We start from the raw sequence: 19,523 nt of genomic DNA, 5'->3' as shown, positions 1-19,523 counted from the left end.
GATGGACCAGGTTGTTTTAAACATGGTCAATAATGCGGTTAAGTACGCCGCCGGCTCGAAAACAATAAACATTGATATTTCATCCACCGCCCAAGTAGCAAAAGTTACGGTAAGTGATCAGGGCGAAGGCATCCCGGCTGAACGTCTGCCTTTTCTGTTTGACCGCTTTTACAAAGGGCAAACGGACGATGAACAAACTTCCGGACTTGGGCTCGGGCTTTATATCAGCGCCGGGATCGTTAAACGTCACGGCGGTGAGATCGGCGTCGAAAGCGAATTGGGCAAGGGATCTTCGTTTTGGTTTACCTTGCCTTTGAAATAATAAAATGTACACGCTTCTTTTCCACTATCCGGTAATTTTCGACTAAGGTAAGCCTTTTATAATCAAAAACATAAACGTACCTTAGGGGTTATCCATGCGAGGACAGTCTATTCAGCCCTTGGACGATATGAAAAAGGAGCACTATAAACTGTACCTGTATGTGGCAGGCCAAACGCAGAAATCGCAGCGAGCCATCGAGAACCTGCAAAAATATTGCAAGGAAGACCTGAAGGGCAATTATACGCTGGAGATCATCGACCTGCGGGAGCACCCGCACCTTGCTGAAGGCGAACAGATCATTGCCATACCTACCCTGATCAAAAAACTGCCCAGCCCGATGCGCGTGCTGGTCGGCGACCTGAGCGATAAGGAAAAGTTTTTAGTGGGGATGAATTTAATCAGTGAATAATCAAGCGGCACAAACACCGGCTGACCGTTTACTTTTTTAAGGTGACCAGGAAGACCGAACCTTCACCCACCACGGAGCGGACAGAAATACTGCTTTCCAGTAAAAAAAGCAAGTCCTTGACTGTGGAGAGGCCGATACCCGACCCCTGGTTGTTGAAGCGGTCAGCAATTTTTAAGGTGAAGTTATTGGCGAAGATCTTATCCAGGTAAGCCCTGGGAATACCCCTGCCGTTATCGGCCACCTCCAGTTCATAATAAGTCTCGTTTTCCGAAAAGCGAATCGAAATCACTCCAGCCGGCTTATCGTTGTAACGGATCGCGTTGCTTAATAAATTGATCAGGATCTGTTCTACCGCGATCAGCGAAAAATGAACCGGCTGTTTTCCTTCCGGCAAATCGATCCGGATGCCAGCGGGAACGATCAGCAAACCCACAATTTTGCGAATCAGGTGGTTCAGGTCAAAATCCTGCTTTTTCTCCAGCAACAAAGTTGGGTTTTTGGAGTAGGCCATCATTTCATCCACCAGCACCAGTAAATTATCCGCCGCCGCAATATTCATGTTCACCATTCGCATACAGCTTTCATGCGGCGTGATCTCCTGCCGGGTACGCAGCGCCTGCGAGGTCAGTTTGATACTGCTCAGCGGGTTCTTGATATCATGCGCGGCCATGGAAGCGAACTTCTGGATGAGCACATTGGCATTGATCAGCTCCTGGTTGGTTTTCTCCAGCATGGAAACTTTGCGTTGCAGTTCTATCTTATCTACCACCTGATTAGCCAGCGCCTTCAGCGCATCCACCTGTGCCTGGCTGAACTCATGCGCTTGCTGATCCAGTACGCATAAGGTACCCAAAGCAAAGCCATCCTCGTTGATCAGCGGCACACCCGCATAAAAGGTCACGTTGGCCTCCGTCACTACAGGGTTAGTAGCGAAACGCTCATCCTGCAGCGCATCCGGCACGATCATGATCTCATCCGGACCGGCAATGGCATAGGTGCAAAAAGAAAGGTCACGAAAATTCTCGGTGAGATCGGTTCCGATGTGCGACTTGAACCATTGGCGCTTCTCATCGATAAAGGTGATTAAGGAGATGGGCGTACCGCAGATAGCGGAAGCAATGGCAGCAATGGCGTCGAAGTCCTTCTCCTCCCCGCTGTCGATGATATCATAGCTCTGCAAAGCGACCAGTCGTTCAACTTCATTTTCCGGTACCGGCAACACTTTTTCATTTCCCATCGAGGCCGTAAAGGTACGCTTTAATTCAGGGTTATCGTAACCGCCACGCCATAACGCCAATTACTGGCACCGTATTCGCAAAGTCCGTAACCTAAGCGAATACAGATGGGCAAGAAAATACTTTTGATGGATGATGACCAGGGCATTTTAGACATCGTTTCTTACCTGCTTACCGACAGCGGGTATGACGTACAAACCCAGGCGGACGGTAAAACGATATCTGCTGTGATCGCCGGTTTTCAGCCCGACCTGATACTGATGGATGTGATGCTGGCGGGAATGGATGGACGGCTCATTTGCAGGGACTTAAAAGCTAATGTACTGACCCTGCATATTCCGGTGATCCTGATCTCGGGAACTCATAACCTTTAGGAATCCCTGCAGCAAGCAGGCGGGCCCAATGATTTTTTAGCGAAACCATTTGATCTTGAAGTACTGCTGGCAAAAATCAAAAACCAGTTGGAATAGCCCCTTTTACCACACAGTAATTCGTTGAAAAACGAAAATCACCAAAAAAAATGAGGCTACGCAAAGGCAGCCTCATTTAAATGTATTCGATATTACTTATCTGCAATTGCTTCCGTATTCAACAGATCGCCAGAAGAAAAGATCTTTGATTTCGTTTGGCTTTTCATTTTTGAAGCGATTGGCTTCGGACCCGGCTCAAAGTTTCCCTCGTCACACCCAGATAAGAGGCGATCATATGTAAAGGGACCCGGTTAAAGATATCCGGAAACTTTTTGATAAAGTGATGATATTTTTCCTCGGTGGTATAGCTGATCGCACCGATGATCCTGTTTTGAAAAGCATCGTAACTTCTGGCCAGAAGTCCGTCGATATAATGCTTAAACCTGGGGATCGTTTCCAATAACTGTGTGAAATCCTGCTTCTCGATCAGGATCACCTCGCAATTTTCCAGGGCATCAATATTGCATTTGGACGGACTTGCATTATTGTAGCTTTCCCGGTCACTGATCCACCAGTTCTCAATGGCGAACCTGAGCATATGTTCTGCTCCATCCTCTCCTACAGTGTACATGCGCAGGCATCCTTTCTCAACAAAACAGTTATAGCGGCATACATCACCTTCCTGCAGGATGTATTGTCTTCTTCTTAATTTCTTTTGAATACTAACCGTCCGGATGGCATCAATTTCTTCCGCGTCCAAACCGGCTTTCTCCTGTAGATATGTTGTAAATGCTTCGAACATGTTTGACCCCTATCAAACAAATTTATTTAAAATTCATGTGATCGCGCTTTCGCCTGTTAAAAATGGTCAGCAGGTGACCAATTCTTAGCGTGAGTTATGGAATACTGTTCCCGGTTAGTGTGACAATTATCACGGGTTTTTAATATCAAATGTCCTTGTACAGACCGGCCGGCTTCACTGAAATTTGTCGGGTAAATAATTCTGTAAAATCATGAGATTAAAAAATAAAATAGCCGTTATCAGCGGCGGAACCAGTGGCATCGGCCTGGCCATTGCCAAAAGTTTTGTAGACGAAGGTGCGGAAATATTCATTTTCGGCAGAAGACAGGATGCGCTGGATGAAGCCGTGAAGCTGATCGGCAGCAATGTCACCGCCATTCAGGCGGATGCATCAAAACTAACAGACCTTGATCGCGTAGCGACTATTGTCAGGGAGGCCAAAGGTAAGGTAGACATTGTCGTATCCAATGCCGGGTTTACCGAGCAGGTGCCCCTGACGGAGATCACAGAGGATCATTATGACCGTACGTTCGGCCTGATGGCTAAAGGGCCGCTATTCCTTACTCAAAAAATGCTCCCGTTAATGGAAAGCGGCGGTTCGGTCATCCTGGTTTCTTCGGCGATGCACTATATGGGACTTGCCAATCATTCCACCTATGCAGGTGCCAAAGCTGCGTTAAGGTGTTTTGTCCGCACCTGGGCAGCTGAGTTTAAAGATAATGGTATCCGCGCTAATCTTTTAAGCCCCGGGCCGTTTCCAACCGCCATCATGGAAGGTCAGGCTGAAACTCCGGAGAAACTGGCTGAACTTCATGCGCATTACGCAAACTATGTACCGATGCTCAGGCTCGGACGTGTCGAAGAAGCTGCAGCCGCTGCGCTGTTCCTGGCTTCAGATGAAAGTTCGTTCATGACCGGATCTGATCTGGTGGTGGACGGCGGGATCAGCAACATCTGATGCTAAACTATTTTGTTTGGTTGCCAATTTAATGGCTGTTCGAAATGACAAAAAGATCGTTTATCCGATCTTTCTGTCTTTTTGAGAAATGATTAGTTTGCGTGCGCTACGACCCTGATCTCGATCAGTTGCTCGGGGTACCACAAACCCGTCACACCAATAACAGTCGCCGCTGGACGGTGCTCACCCATATATTCCTGCAGCAGCGGTACTAACGGTCCCGATTGCTCCGGCGGGTTGGTTAAGTAAATGATCATATCCGCGATGTTGGTTTTGGTGACATCGAATCCCGCCAGCACAAGATCGATGTTTTTCAGGGTTTGACGGACCTGCGCCGCAAAATCGCCTACGCCCGTAACAGCATCAGACGTATCATGAGCATATTGCCCCGAAATGTATATCATGCCATTAACGCTGTAACCCTGGCTGATGAGGATGTTGGCATATTCTGATGCTGCGCCGAGATTGAAAGTTTTGACCTTAGCGGTCGTATTTGATTGCTCCATTGCTTTAATTTTTTAGTTTGTATTGCTATTCCAAAATTAAACACAAGAAACGGTAGCGGCTGTTGACCTGCCTCACGATTTTGGTGTGAGCCAGGTCACATCAGGCGTACAAACGGCTTAAGGTTTCGCGCGAAACGCCCAGGTACGCAGCGATCATGCTTTTGGGCACGCGCTGAATAAGGGAAGGATATTGTTTGAGTAATTGTTCGTAACGCTCTTTAACGTTGGAGGTCAGCGATGAGATGATGCGCCTTTGAGCACCCAGAAAACCGAAGGTTGCTTTTTCCAAAAAAAAGCGCTCCATTTTCTGTAAGCCTTCACAAAGCTTTTTGTAGTCTTCCAAAGACAGGCAAAGCACCTCCGTATTTTCCAGGCACTCCCGCGACATGGTTGCTTTGGTCTGCGTATAAAAAGCATAGAAATCACTTTCCCACCAGTCTTCCATGGCAAACGAAATGATATGCGCCTTTTCTGTATCATCGGTAAAGACTAATTTTAGAAGGCCTTTTAATACGAAGTAATGGCAGGGCACCGGGTCACCCTGCTGGATCAGAAACTGGTGTTTTTTATACTTCCGGCTTTTAAAATGAGAAATAACGAACGCATATTCTTCGTCAGTGAGCGGTAAGATCCGTTCAATATGTTCCCTTAGTTGTTCAGGCATTGCTTTTATCCTTAGATAACCGTAAAGCTAAGCTATTTTGCCTATTGGAATAAATGACCGGAGTGATATAAGTGGATATTCCGGGCCGTTGATCGCCCAGTTCCGAAATGGAAAATCGTATGTTTCGTAGTAATTTGACCATGCTAATCCGTTGATTTCTAATTGACATATTCAACAAATGATTACATAAATCTGTGCTCTAAATCCTACGCAATCGTATGGTCACGCATTAAGGAATTTCCATACATACGCCCAAATACTACTAAAAAGCCAGCATGGCATTGCCCATAGTTGATCCACCTGTTGATCCAACCTGTGGATGTGGTGGTTTGTGATGGTATTAGTTTCGAAGTATCCCCTTGTAAATCGTAGGTTGGTAATCATTAGTTAATGCCTTTACCTAAACTATTTGAAGTTGAATAGCAAATTCACACCAAGAACCAAACTGCCACACATTTTATAGTAGTCATACCCATATCTTGCATATGTCTCAGGTAAAAGCCGTTGCAGAGGTAATTGAAAAGCAGCACCGAATCAAAAAAATTTATAATCTAATATTCTTGCCATGTTTAAGTACTTTTATTTTCTTTTTAATTTAATTTTTTAATTGGAATTCATTAATGTAGATTTAAATACTGTAATCAATTGTTGTTAGTTAGCTGGCTGACTGCTTTATAAAGGGTTTAGCGGTCGGTCAGTTTTTTGTTGATACTCCTTCATAAGTGTATATGTTGTTTATTGGCTGATAGCCTTATGGACGTTGTGGTTCTGGCTGTCAGCTTTTTTGTCTAACTGAGATTCCGGAAGGCTTGACCATGAAATTCCGCAGGATTTGGACCATAAGTTTATACAACCTTATAAAGTAAGAAAATAACAATTTCTTGAATTAGAAAGCAATCATTAGATTTGAGGCACCAATGAAACCTTATTACTGGTCTATGAAGTTGATTGCCATCCTAAGTTTGATAGCCATTCCAGCACTGTCATTTTCTCAAGTACCTGATCATAAATCGACTGTTATATGCATAGTAAAACCAAATATCAATGCCAAAGAAGTTGTGACGCATCACGCAATAGTTGGCAATGAGAACATCGTTCATTTGCATCAATTAACGGACAAAGAAATTAGAAGAATTATAGGAAAGGCAGCTGACAATCCTATTGTGTTAAGAATGGTGCTCAAGCCCGACGTTAACCTGTCTACAATTGGAGAATTTTACAGTCGTCACAATATAATTGGTAAACTGGAGAACTCACCTTTAGTGATTGATGGAGAGACTATGACAGATATGACAAAGCTGTTAATTGATGGAAGTATTGTGCGATCAGTGACCCAAAGTTTGGATTCAATCGTCATAAGAACGATTTATGATAACCCACATCGTAAGGCTATGTATTGACCACCGAAGATTAAAGGCCTGGTAATAAACGGAAGTACATAATTAAGCAAGCAAAGTTAGGACTGGTGCTTCTGAAGCGCACGAAAGACTACGGCATAAACCCACAGCCTCTACACAGTCAATTTATTCCGTTTCCTTTCTTGCTTGATCGCAACAAACCATCTTGCTATCTTTATACTAAGTTAATCATGACAACCCGTCCAATCGAACCGCCATTTATATTACCGTCGGAAGGTGCAGCCATCCGGGTTACCGAACATGAGGTAAAAGGCAGCCGCATATTTTACATCGTTTTCCCCGGCACCCGTAAACCGCTGACCATCACCGTGTCTGAACGGCGCGGAACGGATGAAAAGTTTTGGACGTCCATCCCGGAAGGCCGTCAGCCGGAGGCGGAACATTATGGGAAATTAATTGCTAACTTTATCAGGTCAAAAAGAAGGACTTAATTATGTGCTACTACAACGGACAAAAAGTAACCCGGGTGGAATTCATCAAGCTGAAGGCCCTCGAAAAAGCGGTCAGCCGCTATAACTTTTTGAACGTGGGTGTACATAATGGTTTTAATTATGCCCCCTGCGCGATATTGGTGGCGAGTCCGGATGGCAAAGACTTTGACATCGTCCAGGCGGAATGGGGCTATGTGCCCGGCTTTATTAAAACGCGCGCGGAAGCCAATATCTTCCGGAAAAAATACACCACCCTCAACTTTAAATCTGAGAACCTTTTCCTTAAGGAGGACGGCAAACGTTCCATGTGGGCGGATGCTGCTAAAAACCGCCGGTGCCTGGTATTGTCCACGGGTATCGTCGAATCGCGGCATGTCGCTAAAACCGGCAAAAAGGGACAGCCATTAAAGGAAACCATTAAGTATCCCTACCTGGTGACAGTTAAGCAACAGGAGTATTTTTATATGCCCGGTCTATATAACGAATGGCTGGACCCCGAGACCAGCGAATTTGTGAATACTGTTGCCTTCGGGATCACCGGCTCGAATATCGTCATGGACCAGATCCACAACTCCAAACAAAGGATGCCGGCCATCCTGACGGAAGATCTCGCCTGGGAGTGGCTGATGGAAAGACCCGGCAAGGAACGTCTTTCACAAATAGCGCGTACACAAATACCTTCCCGTTTGTTGGAATTTTGCACGGTCGGCCGCGATTACCGGACCACTTTAACCGCGACGCCGCAGGATTATCCTGAATTGCCGCCGGTCGATATGACCTATCTTGACCGGGAAAACCTCGAATTTGATTATTGGTCGGCAGCGTTGGAGCCTGCGCTGCACCATGAAGGGGGATCGACGGTCGTAGTGGAACAGCTCAGGACCGTTTACCCGCCGGGCATGAATAGCTAACACACTTATTTAAAATTCCTGCCTTTATGCAGGTAATCCGCTGATTCCTTGTCCAGGGTTTTGAGCGGTTTATCCGCCGGCACAAACGGTGCGGCTTTTTCATCGGCACGGGACAGCGTCATTACGGGCTGCTTTTCGTTTTTAATGGCTGTCAGGTCACCCAGTAATTTGGTGATATTAAATACCCTCCGTACAATGATATGCGTTACTTCGGTACGTTCGACGACGCCTTCTACCATCAATAAACGGGAGTGCAGGATCTCTTTACGGTATTTGTCAAAAAGTTTGGGGAAGACGACCAGGTTGGCGGTTCCCGTTTCATCCTCCAGGGTGATAAAGCATACCCCTTTCGCGGTGCCCGGCCGCTGGCGGATCAGGATCAGGCCGGCAATTTTAATCAGTTTTTTATTGTCGGTACCGTTGGCTTCTTTGGCAGTGATGATATGCAGCAGTTCGAGCTGATGCCGGATAAAGGTCAACGGGTGGCCCTTGATCGAAAGCCCGGTCGTTGCGTAATCCTGTACGACGTGCTCCGAGAGCCGCAAGGCAGGTAAATTTACTTCCGGCTCATGAACACTTGCCGATGGCTGGCCCTGCATCAATTGTACCGGCCGGTCATGCAGCGCCGAAACTTCCCAAAGGGCGCGCCTGCGGTCAAGGCCCATGGAACGGAACGCATCGGCATTGGCCAATGTCTCCATGGTCGCCACGCTCACACCGGCATCGCAAAGCTGGTGCGGGGCGGTATAATGCCTTGTCCTGCCCGCTACCAGTTTCTCCATTTCTTCTTCACGGATGCCATCAATCTCCCGGAGGCCTAATCGCATCGCGAAATATTTACCTTGCCTGGCTTCCAGCGTGCTGTCCCATTGCGAGTGGTTGACATCGATGGGCAGTATTTTAACGCCATGTTCGCGCGCGTTCCGTACGATCTGCGCAGGCTGGTAAAAGCCCATCGGCTGGCTGTTGAGCAGCGCCGCGCAAAAGACTTCCGGGTAATAGAATTTCAGCCAGCAGGAAACATAGACCAGCAGCGCAAAGCTGGCCGCGTGGCTTTCCGGGAAACCATAGCTGCCAAAGCCCTCCAATTGTTTAAATATGCGGCGGGCATATGCTTCGTCGTAGCCGCGGGAGATCATGCCGGTGATCAGTTTATGCTCAAATTTGCTGACCATGCCATTAAATTTAAAGGTCGCCATGGTGCGCCGCAGCAGGTCGGCTTCGCCCGGCGTGAAACCGGCTGCTACGATGGCCAGTTCCATGGCCTGTTCCTGGAACAAGGGAACGCCGAGTGTACGTGCCAATATTCCTTTTATTTCGTCATTGGGATAGTCGACTTCTTCTTCGCCGTTTCGCCTGCGGATGTAGGGATGTACCATATCGCCCTGTATCGGCCCCGGCCTTACGATGGCCACTTCGATGACCAGGTCATAGAAACAGGTGGGTTTCATCCGCGGCAGCATGGACATTTGCGCACGGCTCTCGATCTGGAATACGCCGATGGTGTCCGCTGCGGTGATCATTTCGTAGACTTTGGCATCATCCTGCGGGATATTCGCCAGCGTCAGGGTGATCCCGTAATGGTTTTGTATCAAATCAAAAGCTTTGCGAATGCAGGTCAGCATCCCCAAAGACAAGAGATCCACCTTCATAAAACCCAGCGCGTCGATGTCGTCCTTGTTCCATTCGATATTGGTGCGGTCCTTCATACGGGCATGAAAGATGGGGCACAGATCGCTGAGCTTGCCATCGGTGATGACAAAGCCGCCGGTATGCTGGCCCAGCTGCCTTGGGAACCCGATCAGCAGGCCGGTCAGTTCAATGACTTTGAGTAAATGCGGGTCTTTGGCGTTAAGTCCCAGTGTCTTGATTTGCTCCGCTGTTATCTCATCGTCTGACAGGTCGCCGTAAGCGTCCGATAGCTGCCTGACCACATCTACGGACAGCCCCATTGCACGGCCGACATCCTGGACGGCACCTTTATAATGCAGCGTGAACACCGTCGGCAGGATTGCTGCCCGGTCACGGCCGAAGCGGTTATAGACATACTGCATGACTTCTTCCCGCCGTTCATGCTCAAAGTCCACGTCGATATCGGGCGGTTCGTTACGTTCTTTGGAAAGGAAACGGGCGAAGAGCAGGTTGGATTTATCCGGCGGTACAGCGGTGATCCCCAATACAAAGCACACCGCGGAGTTAGCGGCGGAACCACGGCCCTGGCAAAGGATCTGCTGTTTCCGGGCCCAGGTCACATAATCTTCAACCGTCAGAAAATAATCGGCCACATCCAGTTCGGCAATGATCCCGAGCTCCTCTTCAATAGCTTTGACTACTTTTTCGGGGACGTCACCGGCGTAATACAGGTTGGCCCCTTTCCAGGCGAGGTATTCCAGTTGCTGCTGGGGCGTACGGCCATCGGTCGTCAGCTCACCGGGGTATTTATATTTCAGTGACTTCAGGTCGAAGCGGCAGGCATCGGCAATATTGCGGGCATTGGCAATGGCTTCGGGATAGCTGCGGAATAGCCGGTCCATCTCCGCTTTTTCTTTAAGGTGCCGCTCGGCGTTTTGGTGCAGTTTATAACCCGCATTAAAAATCGTGCATTTCTCCCGCACACAGGTCAGGATATCCTGCAATTCACGGCGGCTGACGTCATGGTAATGCACATCGTTCGTTGCCACCAGGGGGACGCCCAGTTCGGCTAACAGGAACAGGCGCTTGGCATCGTCACCGGTGTAATATTTTGTCGCCGCGATATACAGGTTAGGCAGGTTCTCCCGGTAGTCTTTGACGTGCTGCGTAAAAACCAGCTCAAATTCAAAATCCTGGGTGATCTTGTCCGGCGGGATGATGATGAAGTACGACCCTTTGGCGTGCCGGTAAACATCTTTTTTAGTGATATGGCATTGCTCCTTTTCTGCCCGAAGGTTTCCAAGCGTTAACAAAGCGGAAAGCCGGGCATAAGCGGTTTTATTGGTCGGATAGGCCAGTAAGCCCGGGCCGTCGAGCAGGTCAAGGCGCACGCCGGGGATCAGGCGGATTTTGCGGTCCTTAGCTACCTGGTAGGCGCGGACGACACCCGCGAAGGTATTCCGGTCGGTGATACCGATCGCATCATAGCCGATATCAGCTGCCTGGTCGACGAGTTCCTCGGGATGGCTGCCGCCGCGCCGGAAACTAAAATTGCTGGTTACCTGTAATTCTACGTAACTCATGCGAAAAAGCCGTGTAAGTACCAGTGCTGGTTGTTTTCTGCGTTATAGTGGCCTGAGCGGTAAAGCCAGTAGCGGCGCCCCTGTTCATCTTCGGCGACATAATAATCCCGGTGTTCGCCCGGTTCCAGCCACCATTCGCGTTCAATGCGTTCGGGGCCGTCCGCACCAACGATAATATGCTGCTCCCCTTTCCAGATAAACAGCCTTGGCGGGTAATCCGGTGTGAGCGCCATCGCCTCGATGGGTTCGGGCTTATCCAGTATTTGCATGGGGCGCGGCTTATCCGTGCGCCACTCGCTCCCGGGTTTTTCTTTTAGGCTAATATCCGGTTTGGGCGTGCGTTCCGGCCAGTAATGTTCGCCCGGCAAATAACGGCTGATCGCTGCATTGCCGATGCGGCCCGCGAGCCGGTCGAGGAGTTCGGCAACTTCTTCGCTGTCCACACCGCCTTTCGATGACCACAATTCGCTTTGTTTGTCGCTGACGGGTTCGGTCTTCAGCGCGTCCAGCGTAAACAGCTCAATGCCCAGTCCCGGCGCGACAGTGTCCAGCTTGATAAAAAACAGTTTAAAAATATGCTGCATCCGGTTACTGGCATGGTTGGTTCCAATGGTGATATTGCCGTTCTTGCCGTCGATCCGGTACCAGGTGAACGCGGCAGATCGCAGGCCGAGGCCCTCACCGTAAAGCCTTTTACATAGTCTTTCCAGCAAATTATTTAAACCGATCTCGATGGCGGGCCGGGTTCTGACGGGCTCCGGGCATTCCAGCCGCTCGCTGTAAGGCACCGGCTCTTTGAGCGGGAACAGGTATTCCGGTTCCTGTCCCAGTGCCTGTTGCAAACGTAAAACCATCGATTTCCCGAAACGGCGGCGGATCACCGTATCGGGCATATGAATAAAACTGCTGATCTGGTGCAGTCCTAAATTCCGGAGCTTTAATAAATGGTCAACTGACAAACGCAGGGCATAGGGCGGCAATGGCATGAGCGCGTTGCGATGACCGCCTTCAGCAACGATCAGTCCCGATGTGGCGCAGCGTGCGACACCCCAGGCAGTGCCGATCGTGTCGGCAATGGCCGGACGGACTTCATAGCCCAGCGTTTTTAAACGGGAAACGATCTCCTGCAAATAAGCTTTTTCGCCGCCTTTCAGATGGGTACAGCCGGTGACATCCAGCAATAAGCCGTCGGGCGGGTCAAGTTGCACCAGCGGCGTATAGCGCAGGCACCATTCCGCAAGGCCTGTCAGTAGTTTCAGGTTACGTCCGGGCTTGCCGTCGAACACCTGGAGGTCAGGTACAATGACCCGTGCATCGGTTACCGTCATGCCTTCGCTTACGCCGTAACGGCGTGCCTCTTCTGTCAGCGCCGTGATCAGCATCCGGCCATGGTCGTGTTCGGCAAAGACATAGGCTGTCCCTTTCAGACCGGGCTGGCGGATCGCCTTCCAGTCCGTCAGCAAATGCCGGAACCATATAGCGGCAAAACGTTTAGGCATAACGACGGGCGGCTTCCGCTATAGTCGGTTTAACAATCGTTTGAAAATCCTGCTTTTTCCATTCCACGGTCCAGTTTCCCGGCTTGCCGTTGCGTACTTTCAGCAGTTCGACCTGCCAGCGCGGATGGCCGACACCGGGCATACCCGCTCTCAATTGGCTGCGAACGGAGCGGACCTGCCAGCGGGTGACGCATGCTGTCGTGTTGATCTTACGGACGTCTTTGCGCAGCACAAAACCCGTAACATGACTTTTTTCCACGGCCAGCTGCAGCCGCTGGGATTCTGTAAAGCTCAGCTCTTTGGTTTCGCAGATCACCGTTGCGACCCCTTCGCATTTCAGCGCTTCCTCCGTCACCCACAACAGATCTTTTTGTAAAGGGACATCGACAAAAATCACCCGGTCCGGGTCCACCCCGAACAGTTTTAGCGCGGGCGGGTAAATGCGCCGGGTATAACTGATCCACAGGCAGGCTCCGCCGCCTGAAAGCAGTTTTTGAACCAGACCGGCAATAAAGCCGCCGCTGGCGGCGGTATCTTCCGGGCTGCTGCTGATGAACTCATGAATAGCGCCGGTCGGGAATATGCCGTTTGGAAATGCGGTTTCCATCGTTCCCAGGCCAAAGTGTTGACTTTCGCCCGGCTGCGGCGGTTTGAAGCCTTCCCAGGTCAGCAGCTCCCCGCGAAGTTTTTCTATAATTTCCTGTTTTGTCGCTTGCATATCCGTTCTTTTTGGGACTATAAAGTTATGCTAATATTTTTAGCATTTTCTTTTACTTTTTTACATTTTTTTCTCCACTTTTGTTTTTATGAGAAAAAAGTTATTCGATGACCTCCCCAAATCGCTGAAACTCAGCAGCGCGACCTGGCTGCATATTTTTCCGGATGGCGGTGAGGGCTACCGCCTCTTTGACCCACTGGAAGAAAAAGAAATGGGAAGGATCCTTTTTGATCAAGCGGGTAACTGGGTCTATGACGGGGAATTACTCAATGTTTATGAGCAGGAAGAAGCAGCGGGCGCGATCAGCGGCTACCAGAAGGAAATGGATGAATTGTTAAAAACGCTGAAACGCTGACCGGTATAATTTTTAAAAAAACTTATTCTTTATTCCTGATATGGTCATTGATGTTGTTCTCGAATTCTTCCATGTCCTTATCACTAACGGCACTCCCTTTCTCAAAACCAAAATGGATGCCGATTAAAGCTGCCAACCAGCTGCAAAGAAACCAGCGCCAGAAAGGTAACCAGTGTCCGCCTGCAGCGCAAATGCCGATCAGCAAGCAAAAAAGCGTAATTAAAAGGTAGATCCAGTAATTTTCGATCGCGTGAAAAGACTTCAGCCTGCCTGCTGTCACCAAAAACAAAGTGACAAATTTGGATATCGCATAAACCAGCCCCAACAAGAGAAAGTACCCAAACGGGTAAAAAACGGTCTGTATCAACTCGAAAAGGTTAGTCATGGCTTGGGATTATTAAGCAATTTAGCTATTAGCAATTGAAAACCCCTTTTTTCTTTTTTTAACAATGAACCTGTAACTTCGGCAATGCAATTCGGAAGAGAAGAAATCGACTTATCAAACTTTGATCACCGTCTGCCCGCGGACGGGCCGCTGACAGCACTGGCTTTGTCCGGCGAACGTGATAGCCAGTTTAAAGCCTATGTCGGCGCGCCTAGTTGGGGAAATAAATTTTGGCTGGGAAAAGTTTACCCGAAGGGAACCAAAGACACGGACTTTCTGAAATATTATGCAGCGGATTTTAACGCGGTTGAGCTGAATGCTACGTTTTATAATATTCCGTCCCCCGAACTGTTATTGACCTGGAAAGAAAAGGTAAAAGCAGCGCCCGGCTTTAAATTTTGTCCCAAGTTCCCCCAGGCCATCACGCATATCCGCAGGTTCAAGAATTCGCAGGAACCAAGCGATAAATTTTACCGCAGTATCTCCGTTTTAAAAGAACATCTCGGGCCGGTGTTTATTCAGCTCGCAGATAATCTGACCTACAAATCATTTCCTGACCTGAAAGCCTATCTTACAAATATGCCGCAGGATATCAGCTATTTTGTCGAACTCAGAAATAAAAAATGGTATGCGGACCCGGAGCAGCGTAGTAATTTATTTGACCTGCTTAAAGCACTGAAAATAGGCCTGGCTATTTCAGATACCCCAGGCAGGCGGGACTGCCTCCACATGGAACTGACCACACCAGATGCTTTTGTCCGTTTTGTCAACAGCGGCGATGAACGCCTGGACTTTCAGCGGCTGGATGAATGGCTCGATCGCCTTGTTAGCTGGAAGGTGCAGGGCCTCCGTTCGCTATATTTTTTTATCCATGCAGGTGATACGCCAAAACTCACCCTGTTTAATTACCTGATACCGAAGCTCAATAAACAATTAGGATTGGAGCTTAAAATCCCCGGACGTTATGCAGAATCCGACCTTTTCCTTTAACCTGGACTATGCGGGTAAAACCGTGGACTGTAGAGTCGTCATGGAAGACCGCGGCTACGACGTTCACTTTGACGGCCGCTTCATGGCGACCATCGCCCATACAGACGACTGGACCTGGATCCAGGAATCAGGCGTGATCCTGCCCGACGCAATTATTGAAGAGATCGGCTTCAGGATCGAAAGCGAATACAAATAAATGCTGCGAGTTGGATTAATCACCATTCGAACAGGCATCCAGGAACTGCGGCTGTTTAAGATTTAAAGGCCGACAAATTTCAAACTGCACCGGTACAGCAGATCAGGCGTTTCTCAATTAAATTTTCCTAAATACAGGAAAATTATATTCATGAGGATATAGTGTTTTAAGACAAAGCCAGCCTATCGCCAACATCATAAAAAAAGCGATGAGAAACCTGAAATACTGTATAAAAGTTTTGTCCTGGCTAGTGTCGCTTTTTTCAATCAAACCTGTTGAAAGATAAAGCAGGCTGGTCAGAAAGACGAAACCGGAGAAAACTACTTCAAAGAAATTTTTCATCGAAACAAGATACACAAATGCCAGGTAAAATCATTAAAGGACCAGTTCATTAACTCAGCCACATCGGATTTACCGGTCTTGGATCTTCCTCGGTGATCAGCATTTCCGGGTAATCCAGGTAACGGGCATACCAGATCATCGCGCCTTCTAAAACGCTTATCGGTTCTCCCTTCCAGCCAATGGTTTCAAAGGCAAGCCATTCACCATGATCATCGCCGAACAAATGGATCTCATTTTCCTGCGGATAGAAAGGCTCCTGCTCCAGGCTGAAAGTTTGAACACGGAGTCCGGTCACTTCATGTACGATCACATGGTCATTAGCTTCATCAGAAAGAAAGTAGGTCGTACTGTGCATAAAAAGCAAATATACCTGAACAAACCATTACGGAGCAGATTTGTTGAAAGCAACATGAAAAACGAAAACACAAAAACACGCTATAGCGATTCTGAGCTAAAGGAATTCCAACTGTTGATAGAAGATAAGATCAGGATGGCCCGGGAGGAACTGGGTGAATTAACGGCTGCGCTAAGTTCATCAAACAGCAATGGTGACGACGCGGCCATCGCCGGCAAAACCCTCGAAGATGGTTCGGCCACTTATGAAAAGGAGCAAAATACCCAGCTGGCGGCAAGGCAAAAAAAGTTTATCGAACAACTGGAAGCCGCGCTGATCCGCATCCACAATAAAACCTATGGCATTTGCCGGGAGACCGGACGGATCATTCCGGCTGAACGCCTGCGTGCTGTGCCGCATACGACGCTGAGCATGGAAGCAAAATTGAAACAAGCATCCTGATTTGTAACTTTCTTCTTACAGAGGCTTATTGGCTTCAGGTTTGCATTCATTTATAAATGATGACTCCGGAAGAACAAGTACATGAATTTTTAAGCAAACCATTTCGATCAAGAAATACTTTATTTGAATTTAATTTTTATTTCCACACCGAAAACCGCGGATTAATGGAAGTGGTTTACCTGTTAAATGAAAAAGTAGAATTTTTCAGATTTGAAATTGATTATGCGGATTCCCTGCCTGAAATAACATTTGATGACCTGGAAATCACCTTACAATCCGGAGAAGTTATCGCTAATCTGAAAATGCTTTTGAGCGAAGCACTGTATTGTTTTACCAACCAGATTGATCGAATAGGAAGAAAAGAACGACAGGTAGCGATTATTTAATTTATAGTATAAAGTGATTGCCGTAAATTCCCTTAATGCAACAGGATCTCGCTGAATTAATGTCAACAAAAAGGGCTAAGCTTTTTCAAGCTTAGCCCCGCAGACCGGAAACAACGGCTGGTCTAAAACCGGCCCGCTTTTTCAATTATGATAAGTTGACCTAAAATGTGGTTATAATCAGTCAAGGATACTACCAAAATTGGTAAGAGGTTAATAAAAAGGCTAACCATTCCTGATTAGCCTAAAAACCAATTAACTGACTGATTAATTAATAATACCCCTATTATTAAACAATTAAATAAATAATAGATAAACACAGATTTTGTTTTATTGAAATTGAATTTTACTATTTCTTAAAATCCGGTGATGATAAAAAATTTATTATTGCAGTGATAACACCTGTACTTTTCGACGGGCAGCCAAAAAAAGAACATTTCAAATATTTCTCCCCTTGAAATTTTGTGATGCGATATCGTATCGCAGTTCGGACAATGGATACTTTTCAGATTGTGATTGTTGATATCAGACATAAAGAATATTTGGTTAATTGATCAGGTTAGGTGGTAACAGATGACTTTTCTGCTCATTTAAAATTGCGATCACTTCTTTATAACAAAAGAGTTTGAAGGCATCGCAACAGCAATCCAGTTCCAGTTTATTGTCTACAAGCTCTATATGAGGTTGTTTTTTGTGGATTTTGCAGCGCTGATTTCTCAGGTCTGCGAACAGTTCGTCAGATATCAGTACCATAAAACTTGTGTTAATAGGCATTTAGACGCTGAACGAGCAACCCAGGTATATTTGAGAACTCATAGAGTTATATAAACAATATTTTTCGCAGTGTTTTGTTTTAACTTTTTGATGATCAAATTGTTAATTCTATTTTTGGTAATTCGCGCCGTTTCTGCTATTTTACGGTGCAATTATAAAATTTGATATAATATTTTCCGCTGCCATATCTTTTCGCATTATTTTCCGGTAACTGACGACAATAATCCCAACTCGAATTTTAAAATAATGGCTGACAGGGCTAAGAAAATCAAATTCTTATTAAAAAATATCAAAAACCAACGGGAATCTTTAGGTTACTCCCAGGAGTATGTGGCGCTCAAAATGAACATGTCTCAAAATGCCTATAGCAAAATAGAGACCGGCAAATCTGCCATTACGGTTGAAAGGTTATACGACATCGCTTCAGTTCTCTTAACTACCCCTGAAAAGCTGATGCAAACGACCATGAAATTATCCAATTCAGATTGAAAAACCAGGGTCATTTACGGCTTTGTCCATTTCCAATTTTTGATTTCGGGCTGATCATCCAGGTGCTCATGGATATAATCCGTATGTGCGGCAAGTTGGTTATCGCACCATTGCAGGAAAGCATCTCCCCCTTCAGGTTTTTCGGCCAGCCGCCGGATCGCGTCCGCTGCCAGATGATAGCGGCTCATCTGGTTTAAGACGGTCATATCAAAGGGCGTGGTGGTCGTGCCTTCTTCCATATAGCCACGCACATGAAAGCGCCCGGGATTTGGACGGCCATGGATCAGGTCATGGATGATGCGCACATAGCCGTGAAAGGCGAAGATCACGTCTGAACTTTCTGTAAAAAGTTCGGCGAAGAGTCCTGCAGACATGCCATGCGGGTGATAATCATGAGGCGACAGCGCCATCAGGTCGATGACGTTCACTACACGTACCTTTAAACCGGGCAGGTGATTTTGCAGCAGCCAGGCGGCAGCGACAGTTTCCAGTGTGGGTACATCACCGGCACAAGCTAAGATCACATCCGGCTTTTCGCCATTCGTATTCCCGGCCCATTTCCAGTCAGAGGCACCGCGTTTGGCGTGTTCTACCGCGTCAGCCATATTCATGTATTGCAGAGCGGGCTGCTTGCCGGCGATGATCACGTTCACATAGTTCCGGCTGCGCAGGCAATGGTCCCCGATGGCCAGCAAGGTATTACTATCCGGCGGCAGGTAGATCCTGATCACTTTACTCTTTTTATTGACCACGGTATCGATAAAACCGGGCCCCTGGTGACTGTAACCGTTGTGATCCTGGCGCCAGGCATGGTAGGTCAGCAGATAATTGAGCGAGGCTACGGGCTTGCGCCAGGGGATCTCCTCGCAGGATTTGAGCCATTTGGCGTGTTGGTTAAACATGGAATCGATGATCGTCACGAAGGCTTCATAACAGGGGAAGATCCCATGCCTGCCGGTGAGCAGGTAACCCTCCAGCCAGCCTTCACACAAATGTTCACTCAGCACTTCCATCACGCGGCCTTCCGGTGATAATTTATCATCGGTTGGCAAAATCAGTTCCATAAAACAGCGTTCCGTGGCTTCAAAAACAGCTTCCAGTTTATTGGATTCTGTTTCATCCGGGCAATACAGCCGGAAGTTCTTTTGTTCTTCATTAAGCCGGAAAACATCACGCAAATATTCGCCCAGCTTTTTCGTGCTGCCTGCTTCGCTAACAGCCGGTTCGTCCAGCTGGATGGCATAGGCATTAAAGTCAGGCAACACCAAATCTTTCAGCAATTGGCCGCCATTTGCGTAGGGCGATGCACTCATGC

General features: G+C 47.6%; 23 protein-coding genes. 12 read left to right on the top strand and 11 right to left on the bottom strand.

Annotated features, from left to right (window positions below):
• Positions 1–322: sensor histidine kinase (locus FO440_RS23405; RefSeq protein WP_144250741.1), on the top strand; the 322-nt coding region annotated here is incomplete at its 5' end.
• A 127-nt stretch (positions 323–449) separates the two neighbouring features.
• Positions 450–731, top strand: a complete 282-nt coding sequence (locus tag FO440_RS23400) for a circadian clock KaiB family protein (protein WP_144250740.1) — start codon at positions 450–452, stop codon at positions 729–731.
• Between the two features lie 28 nt (positions 732–759).
• Here FO440_RS23400 and FO440_RS23395 read toward each other — a convergent pair whose 3' ends face one another.
• Positions 760–1,968 carry a GAF domain-containing sensor histidine kinase gene (locus FO440_RS23395; RefSeq protein ID WP_144250739.1) on the bottom strand — a complete coding sequence of 403 codons (1,209 nt, stop codon included), beginning with the start codon at positions 1,966–1,968 and terminating at the stop codon, positions 760–762.
• A gap of 105 nt (positions 1,969–2,073) precedes the next feature.
• On the opposite strand from FO440_RS23395, the gene FO440_RS23390 reads away from it, so the two are divergent.
• A complete protein-coding gene (locus FO440_RS23390) occupies positions 2,074–2,340 on the top strand; it encodes a response regulator transcription factor (RefSeq protein ID WP_246104309.1) in 267 nt (88 codons plus the stop codon).
• A gap of 259 nt (positions 2,341–2,599) precedes the next feature.
• Here the strand turns inward: FO440_RS23390 and FO440_RS23385 are convergent, their stop codons facing one another.
• Positions 2,600–3,178, bottom strand: a complete 579-nt coding sequence (locus tag FO440_RS23385) for a Crp/Fnr family transcriptional regulator (protein ID WP_144250738.1) — start codon at positions 3,176–3,178, stop codon at positions 2,600–2,602.
• 211 nt (positions 3,179–3,389) lie between these two features.
• On the opposite strand from FO440_RS23385, the gene FO440_RS23380 reads away from it, so the two are divergent.
• Positions 3,390–4,136 (top strand): SDR family NAD(P)-dependent oxidoreductase, encoded by a 747-nt coding sequence (locus FO440_RS23380; protein ID WP_222104041.1) that lies wholly within the window; start codon positions 3,390–3,392, stop codon positions 4,134–4,136.
• 92 nt (positions 4,137–4,228) lie between these two features.
• Here FO440_RS23380 and FO440_RS23375 read toward each other — a convergent pair whose 3' ends face one another.
• On the bottom strand, positions 4,229–4,642 hold the full coding sequence (locus FO440_RS23375) for a RidA family protein (protein ID WP_144250736.1): 414 nt from the start codon (positions 4,640–4,642) through the stop codon (positions 4,229–4,231).
• A 100-nt stretch (positions 4,643–4,742) separates the two neighbouring features.
• The gene (locus FO440_RS23370) at positions 4,743–5,306 is read right to left on the bottom strand and encodes a Crp/Fnr family transcriptional regulator (protein ID WP_144250735.1); all 564 of its coding nucleotides are present in this window, start codon (positions 5,304–5,306) and stop codon (positions 4,743–4,745) included.
• Between the two features lie 917 nt (positions 5,307–6,223).
• On the opposite strand from FO440_RS23370, the gene FO440_RS23365 reads away from it, so the two are divergent.
• The 3 genes from FO440_RS23365 to FO440_RS23355 all read left to right on the top strand — a co-directional run bounded on the left by FO440_RS23365 (position 6,224) and on the right by FO440_RS23355 (position 8,066).
• Positions 6,224–6,706: a hypothetical protein gene (locus FO440_RS23365; RefSeq protein ID WP_144250734.1), complete on the top strand. Its 483-nt coding sequence runs from the start codon at positions 6,224–6,226 to the stop codon at positions 6,704–6,706.
• A gap of 188 nt (positions 6,707–6,894) precedes the next feature.
• The gene (locus FO440_RS23360; RefSeq protein WP_144250733.1) at positions 6,895–7,155 is read left to right on the top strand and encodes a hypothetical protein; all 261 of its coding nucleotides are present in this window, start codon (positions 6,895–6,897) and stop codon (positions 7,153–7,155) included.
• A gap of 2 nt (positions 7,156–7,157) precedes the next feature.
• Complete coding sequence (locus FO440_RS23355) at positions 7,158–8,066, top strand: SOS response-associated peptidase (protein WP_144250732.1); 909 nt, start codon at positions 7,158–7,160, stop codon at positions 8,064–8,066.
• A gap of 5 nt (positions 8,067–8,071) precedes the next feature.
• Here the strand turns inward: FO440_RS23355 and FO440_RS23350 are convergent, their stop codons facing one another.
• From FO440_RS23350 to FO440_RS23340, 3 genes are read right to left on the bottom strand one after another with little or no spacing between them, the layout of a single operon-like run.
• Positions 8,072–11,281 (bottom strand): error-prone DNA polymerase, encoded by a 3,210-nt coding sequence (locus tag FO440_RS23350; protein ID WP_144250731.1) that lies wholly within the window; start codon positions 11,279–11,281, stop codon positions 8,072–8,074.
• A complete protein-coding gene (locus FO440_RS23345) occupies positions 11,278–12,780 on the bottom strand; it encodes a Y-family DNA polymerase (protein WP_144250730.1) in 1,503 nt (500 codons plus the stop codon). The genes FO440_RS23350 and FO440_RS23345 overlap by 4 nt, the downstream gene beginning before the upstream one ends.
• Positions 12,773–13,498: an ImuA family protein gene (locus tag FO440_RS23340; RefSeq protein ID WP_144250729.1), complete on the bottom strand. Its 726-nt coding sequence runs from the start codon at positions 13,496–13,498 to the stop codon at positions 12,773–12,775. The genes FO440_RS23345 and FO440_RS23340 overlap by 8 nt, the downstream gene beginning before the upstream one ends.
• 88 nt (positions 13,499–13,586) lie before the next feature.
• Here FO440_RS23340 and FO440_RS23335 point away from each other — a divergent pair, with 88 nt between their 5' ends.
• Complete coding sequence (locus tag FO440_RS23335) at positions 13,587–13,853, top strand: hypothetical protein (RefSeq protein WP_144250728.1); 267 nt, start codon at positions 13,587–13,589, stop codon at positions 13,851–13,853.
• A gap of 22 nt (positions 13,854–13,875) precedes the next feature.
• On the opposite strand, the gene FO440_RS23330 is transcribed toward FO440_RS23335, so the two are convergent.
• Positions 13,876–14,238, bottom strand: a complete 363-nt coding sequence (locus FO440_RS23330; RefSeq protein ID WP_144250727.1) for a hypothetical protein — start codon at positions 14,236–14,238, stop codon at positions 13,876–13,878.
• 84 nt (positions 14,239–14,322) lie between these two features.
• Here FO440_RS23330 and FO440_RS23325 point away from each other — a divergent pair, with 84 nt between their 5' ends.
• The gene (locus FO440_RS23325) at positions 14,323–15,228 is read left to right on the top strand and encodes a DUF72 domain-containing protein (protein WP_144250726.1); all 906 of its coding nucleotides are present in this window, start codon (positions 14,323–14,325) and stop codon (positions 15,226–15,228) included.
• A 587-nt stretch (positions 15,229–15,815) separates the two neighbouring features.
• Here FO440_RS23325 and FO440_RS23320 read toward each other — a convergent pair.
• Positions 15,816–16,121, bottom strand: a complete 306-nt coding sequence (locus FO440_RS23320) for a hypothetical protein (protein ID WP_144250725.1) — start codon at positions 16,119–16,121, stop codon at positions 15,816–15,818.
• Positions 16,122–16,175: 54 nt separating this feature from the next.
• On the opposite strand from FO440_RS23320, the gene FO440_RS23315 reads away from it, so the two are divergent.
• Together FO440_RS23315 and FO440_RS23310 are read left to right on the top strand one after the other, a co-directional pair.
• The gene (locus FO440_RS23315; RefSeq protein ID WP_144250724.1) at positions 16,176–16,562 is read left to right on the top strand and encodes a TraR/DksA family transcriptional regulator; all 387 of its coding nucleotides are present in this window, start codon (positions 16,176–16,178) and stop codon (positions 16,560–16,562) included.
• A 56-nt stretch (positions 16,563–16,618) separates the two neighbouring features.
• Positions 16,619–16,948: a hypothetical protein gene (locus tag FO440_RS23310; RefSeq protein WP_144250723.1), complete on the top strand. Its 330-nt coding sequence runs from the start codon at positions 16,619–16,621 to the stop codon at positions 16,946–16,948.
• Positions 16,949–17,491: 543 nt separating this feature from the next.
• Here the strand turns inward: FO440_RS23310 and FO440_RS23305 are convergent.
• Positions 17,492–17,698, bottom strand: a complete 207-nt coding sequence (locus FO440_RS23305; protein ID WP_144250722.1) for a hypothetical protein — start codon at positions 17,696–17,698, stop codon at positions 17,492–17,494.
• Positions 17,699–17,965: 267 nt separating this feature from the next.
• On the opposite strand from FO440_RS23305, the gene FO440_RS23300 reads away from it, so the two are divergent.
• A complete protein-coding gene (locus tag FO440_RS23300) occupies positions 17,966–18,208 on the top strand; it encodes a helix-turn-helix domain-containing protein (protein WP_144250721.1) in 243 nt (80 codons plus the stop codon).
• A 14-nt stretch (positions 18,209–18,222) separates the two neighbouring features.
• Here the strand turns inward: FO440_RS23300 and FO440_RS25170 are convergent, their stop codons facing one another.
• Positions 18,223–19,521 (bottom strand): phosphoketolase family protein, encoded by a 1,299-nt coding sequence (locus tag FO440_RS25170; RefSeq protein WP_394348384.1) that lies wholly within the window; start codon positions 19,519–19,521, stop codon positions 18,223–18,225.
• Positions 19,522–19,523: the final 2 nt, after the last annotated feature.

Source organism: Mucilaginibacter corticis, from assembly GCF_007558865.1.
Taxonomy (GTDB): domain Bacteria; phylum Bacteroidota; class Bacteroidia; order Sphingobacteriales; family Sphingobacteriaceae; genus Mucilaginibacter; species Mucilaginibacter corticis.
This window is presented reverse-complemented; position numbering and strand designations above follow the sequence as displayed.